At 74.5% G+C, this 1982-nt stretch carries 2 protein-coding genes and 1 pseudogene; 1 reads left to right on the top strand and 2 read right to left on the bottom strand.

The window, feature by feature from the left end; translation table 11 throughout:
• On the bottom strand, positions 1-450 hold a 450-nt coding region (locus tag ACYVE9_RS24735; RefSeq protein WP_461030118.1), incomplete at its 3' end, for a hypothetical protein.
• Positions 451-524: 74 nt separating this feature from the next.
• Positions 525-1682 (bottom strand): glycosyltransferase family 4 protein, encoded by a 1158-nt coding sequence (locus tag ACYVE9_RS24730; RefSeq protein WP_461030117.1) that lies wholly within the window; start codon positions 1680-1682, stop codon positions 525-527.
• 58 nt (positions 1683-1740) lie between these two features.
• Here ACYVE9_RS24730 and ACYVE9_RS24725 point away from each other — a divergent pair.
• Positions 1741-1982: pseudogene (locus tag ACYVE9_RS24725) on the top strand (DNA glycosylase AlkZ-like family protein); the annotation flags it as partial.

Raw genomic sequence — 1982 nt, 5'->3', positions numbered from 1 at the left:
CCGGTGACGGCGGAGCGCCCGTACGGCACGCACCGAGTCGTTGTGGAACCGCCGGGCCATCGGCACCCGGCGTACCGCGGCGGCCAGTTCGGCCGCGGTCTCCGCACCGCCGGGCACCGCCCGCACCGCCTCCACCTGGTCGGGGTCGGCGAGGACCGCGCGCAGTGACTGGCTCAGCTCGCTCTCCGCCACCTCGCGCCGCTCCTCCTCCGCCTGCCGGGCGTCGTGCGCCGCCTGGTAGAGCAGCATCGAGGCGGCCGGATCGAAGATCCCGGAGGTGGCGAGTTCCTGCGCGACGGACGCACGCCGCAGCAGCTGCGCGTCCAGCGCGGCGCGGGAGGCGTCGATGCGCGCGTGCAGCCGGTCCAGCCGGCCGGCCGTCCAGCTGAGGTAGACGCCGGTGAGCAGCAGCGCCAGGGTGATCCAGATGAGCCAGTAGAGCGTCGACACGGCCGATCACAGTCCTTTTCGCGGATGGCGGTGCGCGGGTGCGCGGCGGGCCCGGCCGCCGCGGCGATGCCGGCTCAGGCCCATGGGCGGAGCCTGCTCGGCGGGCGCACCCGGTCGTCGGCGGCCACCGTGCTCGCGCCCTCGGCGACCGTCTCGTACACGGCCAGGATGTCCGCGCCGACCGTCGACCAGTCGAAGCGGCGCACGTGCCGGGTGGCGAGTTCGCGCAGTTCCTTGCGGCGCCGGTCGTCGCCGAGCAGCCGCAGCGCGGTGTCGGCGAGGGCGTCCGCGTCCTCGTTGGGGAACAGCTCACCGGCCTTGCCGCCGTCGAGCACCTGCGCGAAGGCGTCCAGGTCGCTGGCGAGCACGGGTGCGCCCGCCGACATGGCCTCGACGAGGATGATGCCGAAGCTCTCCCCGCCCAGGTTGGGGGCCACGTACAGGTCGACGCTGCGCAGCAGCCTGGCCTTGTCCTCGTCGCTGACCATGCCGAGGAACTCGACCCGGTCGCGCATCGCGGCGGGCAGCCCGGCGACGGCCTCCCGCTCGTCCCCGCGGCCCGCCACGAGCAGCCGGGTCCCGGGCCGTTGGGCGAGGATCCGGGGCAGCGCCTTCACCAGGACCTGGAGGCCCTTGCGGGACTCGTCGATGCGGCCGATGAACCCGATGGTGTCGCCCTGCCACTCCGGGCGGGGCTCGGCGTCGGCGAAGAACGAGACGTCGACACCGTTGGGGATCACCACCGCGTCCCCGCCGAGGTGCTCCACGAGGGTGCGCCTGGCGTACTCGCTGACCGCGATCCGGGCACTGATCTTCTCCAGGGCCGGCTGGAGGATCGGATAGGCCGCGATCATCGCGCGGGAGCGGGGGTTGGAGGTGTGGAAGGTGGCGACGATGGGACCGCTCGTCGTCCAGCAGGCCAGCAGCGCCAGGGACGGCGCGACCGGCTCGTGCACGTGCAGTACGTCGAAGTCACCGTCGTTGACCCAGCGGCGGACCCGGGCGGCGGAGAGGAAGCCGAAGTTCAGCCGGGCCACCGAGCCGTTGTAGGGCACCGGGACGGCGCGGCCGACCGAGACGACGTAGGGCGGCAGCGGGGTGTCCTCGTCGGCCGGGGCCAGTACCGACACCTCGTGGCCCAGCCGCAGCAGGTGCTCGGCGAGGTCGCGGATGTGGAACTGGACGCCGCCGGGCACGTCCCAGGAGTACGGGCAGACGATGCCGATTCTCACGACCGCTCCGATCCCGGACGTTCCGGCTGCCCAGTCCCCGTCCCGGAGTGCGCGTCCCGGGCGGCTGCGGGACGCGCTGGGCGCGGCGCTGCCGGTGGGGGTGCCGGAGGCGTTCACCGAACCGGTGCCCGACCCGCTGGGCGATCTGCTGGCCCGCTACGCCCGCACCCACGGCCCGTTCACCACGCAGCAGGCGGCGGCGCGGTTCGGCCTGGGTGCCTCGGTCGCGGACGGGGCGCTGCACCGGATGGCGGCCGAGGGCCGGCTGGTGCAGGGCGAGTTCCACCCGGCCGGCAGCGG

Source organism: Streptomyces sparsus (assembly GCF_054776295.1).
This window is presented reverse-complemented; position numbering and strand designations above follow the sequence as displayed.